The organism is Candidatus Merdisoma sp. JLR.KK006 (assembly GCF_036941035.1).
In the GTDB taxonomy this organism is placed as follows: Bacteria; Bacillota; Clostridia; order Lachnospirales; family Lachnospiraceae; genus Laedolimicola.
Window position 1 is genome coordinate 1 of sequence record NZ_JAYMNS010000062.1, and the last position, 4,997, is coordinate 4,997.

Annotated in this window: 3 protein-coding genes; 1 reads left to right on the forward strand and 2 read right to left on the reverse strand. The window is 32.9% G+C overall.

All coding sequences use genetic code 11. From position 1 onward, the window contains the following. Positions 1–64: 64 nt before the first annotated feature. A complete protein-coding gene (locus tag VSQ61_RS22420; protein WP_334346540.1) occupies positions 65–2,911 on the forward strand; it encodes a TIR domain-containing protein in 2,847 nt (948 codons plus the stop codon). Between the two features lie 19 nt (positions 2,912–2,930). Here the strand turns inward: VSQ61_RS22420 and VSQ61_RS22425 are convergent, their stop codons facing one another. After that, a complete protein-coding gene (locus tag VSQ61_RS22425) occupies positions 2,931–3,926 on the reverse strand; it encodes a D-alanine--D-alanine ligase family protein (RefSeq protein ID WP_334346541.1) in 996 nt (331 codons plus the stop codon). A gap of 27 nt (positions 3,927–3,953) precedes the next feature. Then, positions 3,954–4,997, reverse strand: a 1,044-nt coding sequence (locus VSQ61_RS22430; RefSeq protein ID WP_334346542.1) for a KamA family radical SAM protein, incomplete at its 5' end; no start/stop codon positions are given.

Genomic DNA, 4,997 nt, shown 5'->3' on the forward strand with positions numbered 1-4,997 from the left:
TTTTATTAGATTACAGGATAATATCTTGTTATTCAACACTATTCAAATTAATATGAGGAACGATATGAGAAAGAAGGATTTTGAGTACAAAGTAGCACTTTCATTTGCGGGAGAGCAACGTGATTATGTTGAAAAAGTATCAAAAGAATTAACCAGACTTAATGTTAAACATTTCTATGACTATAAAGAACAAGTTGATCTCTGGGGTAAAAATCTTATACAATATTTGGATAGCGTCTACTTCGAGAAAGCCTTGTATTTTGTTCCATTTATTTCAGCAGAATACGTTGAAAAAGTATGGACAAGATTGGAAGTCAGTTCAGCTTTAGATCGAAACAAGAATGAATCACGCCCTAATTTTCAACAGTATATTCTCCCAGTACGGTTTGATGATACGAGAGTTCCTGGCCTTGTAGGAAGTATCGCTTATATTGATGCCAGAAAATCAACACCTCGAGAATTAGCCCGTATGATTTATGAAAAACTAAATGGGAATAAAAAAAAAGCAGAAACTGATAGCGAGGAAGATAACACACAATTTCTTCCTATAAATTACAATAATAAAATCAATGCAGATAAGTTGAAGGCAATGGAAAATGTCTATTTGCTTCAAAATAAATCGCACGCAATGATTGTTTATGGCGAAAAAGGACTTGGGAAAAGAAGTTGTACTCAATGTTTTATACAAAAAAAGAAAAATGTTATAAAAATATATCCTAATCTGGAAAATCGATTTCAATTAGAATCAGTCATACATGCACTGAAACTAGATACAAATGGTGTATCATCTGATTCGGACTTATGTTTTGAGGAAAAGATAAAAAAAGAATTTTTTGCTGTTTGTAAAAAGAAACCGATGATTGTTTATGTTGAAAAATTTCAAGATTTTGATTCTCAAACAGCCGCGTTTCTTGTCGAAATAACTGAAATATTATTGAGCCGCTTTCCAAACTTTCAAACATTCGTAATATTTGAATTAGATATCCAGGAAAACATGGATGCGCTTATTCCATTTTATAAATTTTCTCCAAGTCATACAGACTTTATATATTTTAACAGACTTGGCACTGAGGAATTAAAACATTACTTTTTTAAAGCATTAGGTAATATTAGTATATCCGATGAAAATCTAACATACATTTTAGATTCCTCTTTTGGAAATATTATGTATCTAAACATAGCTATTAATTATTTAAAAGGAGAAAATTATATTCTACTTGACGCTGGGAAATATATCTGTGATACACTTCCATCCGGTATATTAGCGGATGTTTTAAAAGAATTTATTTTGCAGCGTTACGATAGACTGGATCAGACACTAAAAGAAGTGCTTTCAAAATCCTCTATCATAGGAAATGTCTTTAATGCTGAACTGCTTTCAAAGCCATTCCAAATTATCAATGCGGATAATATGTTGCAAAAAATCGAGAAAATTTCTCAATTGATTATTCATCCGGATGATTTAACATATTCTTTCGAAAATAATGATGTATATAATTTGATAAAAAACAGTATATCACCGGAGCTACAAAAAGAATGGCATGAAATTCTGGCAAACTATTATAAGAAGTTATTGAAAAAAGAACAGCGGCGCAAAGGTCTAAAAGCAATTGACCGCGAAATTGCTGCGTTATATCCTATTGCAAAACATTTCAAATATGCACAGAATTATGATGCCGCAATCATATATTACATTGAGCTAGTTTCAAAATATGAAAGAATTTCTGACTATATACATGAATTAGCTGCAATCCAAGATATCAAATATATGTTAGAATATGTAGATTTAGATAGTCTCCATTTAGATTCTTTGGAATATAATGTTTTTAAAGCAGAAGCCGATTGTTACAGAAATATAGGTAATTATTCAAAAGCCTGCCAGGTTTATGAAGAGTGCTTGGGTTATTTTGATATTGATGATTTTTCAGAATCTATAGTAGAACTCCTTTACCAGAAGGCTTATTGTTTATATATGAGCGGTGATTTGGATGGGACATTAAAGATATTGAATCATATAAAAGAACATTTTGAAAAAAATGAAATTTTCAATGTTTTTTATATAAAATTACTTTCTTTACTAGCCTCTGTTTGTGACGCAACAGGTGATGAAGAAAGTCAAAAAAAATATTACACAAAGGCTCTGGAATTTTACAAAGATAAGCAATATGAGCAAGAATATTATGTTTTGCTACGTATGGCAAGTATGGTTTTTGGGGAAGAAATCGGAATCAATATGGAAAAAACTGCAGAAACATTTTTTAGAAAACAAAATTCTACCAGATATCTGGCAGAGGTTCTACATAATATAGCTACTGACCATTTATATATGGATGAGTTAGAAAAAGTTTCGGAACCGATTAATGAGTCTATTGATTTGTTTGATTCTTTTGGAAGTATTGCCGTTCACTATCCCTTAAATACAAAAGGAATATTTAAAATGGTATTGGACGGCGATTATGAAACTGCTATTAGAATTTTTGAGCAAGCTCTACAGTATAAAGCAGAACCTTATTCTGAAATAGCAATCCGAACAAATATCTTAAATTGTATGAACGTATTGGGAAGGTTCAAAGAAGCATTGGAACAGCTGGCACAAATCGATAAGTTAATTAAGGAGCAAGAACCTCCGCATATTCCTGTATATACAATTTATCAAAATTTGAACTGGGCATTTTATTTTTTTCATACAAAAGAGTTTGAGAAATGTTTACAAAAAATTGATGCATGTTCGAAACTCGACTATATGGAACCGCGTTTTAAATATATATATAAATCCTTAAAATACAAAACCAAAAAAATGCTGGGTTTAAAAACTCGTAATACAGCAGGAACAGCAACAAAAAAAGTACACAAAAGATGCTTAGAAAACGGATTTTATTTTACAACACTCAGATTTTATGAAAGCATATAAAGAGCGACAAGCAAGACTTTCAGTGGTCTTGCTTGTTATAGCGCCGCAGAGCATTATAAAGTATTTCTTCTAATATTTTCCCAAGATCGTATTTACCATATTCGCAACATTTTGCGAATCCACTTCCATAATCCACGTTTGGAAGTGGCGTAAGTTCCAGTAAATAATATTGCTCATTGGAGTCTACTCTGTAGTCTGCCCGGCTATAATCATTACATCCTAAGAATTGATGAAGCTTCTTGGCATCCTCTTGCATACACTCAATAATATGATTTGGTAAAACAGCTGGAATTTTGGTACATGTATCAGAATATTTATCTTCTGCACTGAAAATACCAAGATGAGTTTTTCCCTTTCGGACAATTTCAACTGTTCCAACTGGCTTTGTGTTTGCTCCGTCATATAACAGAGCAACTGCAAACTCTCTTCCGTCAATATAGGTCTCACATAATAGAGTCTGCTGGTATTCTGCACTTAATTTTTCAAAAGCCAGTTCTAAGTCTTTTTCAGTCTTTGCAAGTATTACCCCAGAACTGCTTCCTTCATAATTTGGTTTTAGTATCCATGGCCCTTTCAACAATTTAGCAGCCTCTCTAACATCCTCTGTACAATCCACCTTGTGGTAAGGGGGTGTTGGTATATTCAAATGTTCAGCTATAATTTTTGTATGTAACTTGTTTAATGTTAAGTTCAACGCATATGCATCTGAGCCTGAATATGGAATGGCATTTATTTCAAATAGCGATGGAAGCCAGCCTTCTCGGTTTCGGCTGAGTATTCCTTCAGCAGTATTCATAACAATATCTAATTGAGGGAATGTACCATCTTTAAACATTCTGTTTATCTTTTGATAATTGCCCAGCAAATATACAATATGCCCCCGCTCTTCAAGGAGTTCTTTTATCATTTTGATTTCGAACAACATACTAAAATCACAGTGAGAAAAACCTTCTGCAGATATACTGTAATCCTCTTTTACATCATATGCAATTCCGATGCGTAGCTTTTTCTTCATGTTTTCTCCTAATTTCATTTTAAAAATCTATTTGTCCGTTTTGTAGGAACACTGTCCGTTGCTGTTTGATAGATAGAACATATCCCCATCTACTTTATTTATAGAACATGGAGCTAATACCATTTTCCCCATTTCGGGTGTATCTACAACGAATTTTGGCACTGCGAAACCGCTGACTTGGTTACACAATTTATTGATTATATCAATACCTTTGCGGACATCAGCAATAAAATCCTCGCATCCTCTTACTTGGTCACATTGATATAAGTAATATGGCTTTACTTTTATCTGAATCAATTGTTCAAACAAATTTTTTAAGACATTATAGTTATCGTTAATCCCTTTTAGGAAAACAGATTGGCTTCCCAAAGGGATTCCTGCATCTGCCAGTGATAAGATAGCTTCCTTGCTACTTGGAGTTAACTCATCGGGGTGGTTTATATGTATGTTTATATATAGACGGTTAAAAGTTCTCAATGCTTCGATTAGTTCTCCATCTATTCTTTTTGGGAGAGTGATTGGGATTCTGGTTCCAACCCTTATAACTTTTACATTGTCTATTTTTTCTATCTCCCATAATATAGAAAAAATCTTTTTTGTGCTTAAAATCAAGGGATCTCCACCTGTTACCAGAACATCGTTTATCTCAGGATGTTTCTTGATATAATCTAGTATTTTCTCAAAATTATCAAACCTGATTTCACCGCTTCGGGTAATACGCTGCCTTGTGCAGAACTGGCAATAACATGCGCATTGGCCAGTTGCTATTATAATTACCTTGCTTTTATATCTGTGAATGAGATTGGGAATAGGCATATATGTCTCTTCCTGCAGGTAGTCATTTAAAAAATGAAAATCACACATGGGAGTATGCGGTATAAATTGCTTTTGAAGTGCGATGCTATGTGTGGTTTCTATTAAATTGTTCATGTATGGTGTTAAATGAAGCGATTGCCTATCGATGAAATGGCTATCTGTTATACAATTCTGAAGTTCTTCTTCCCATGTCATAATAATATTCTCCAATATTTTTGTCTTTTGGCTAATGAAAAAAAGTAACATTTTATAAAG

Bases quoted from the DNA above. Each gene is read 5' to 3' on its own strand.
- VSQ61_RS22420 (WP_334346540.1), top strand. From the start codon at position 65: ATGAGAAAGAAGGATTTTGAGTACAAAGTAGCACTTTCATTTGCGGGA.
- VSQ61_RS22425 (WP_334346541.1), bottom strand. From the start codon at position 3,926: ATGAAGAAAAAGCTACGCATCGGAATTGCATATGATGTAAAAGAGGAT.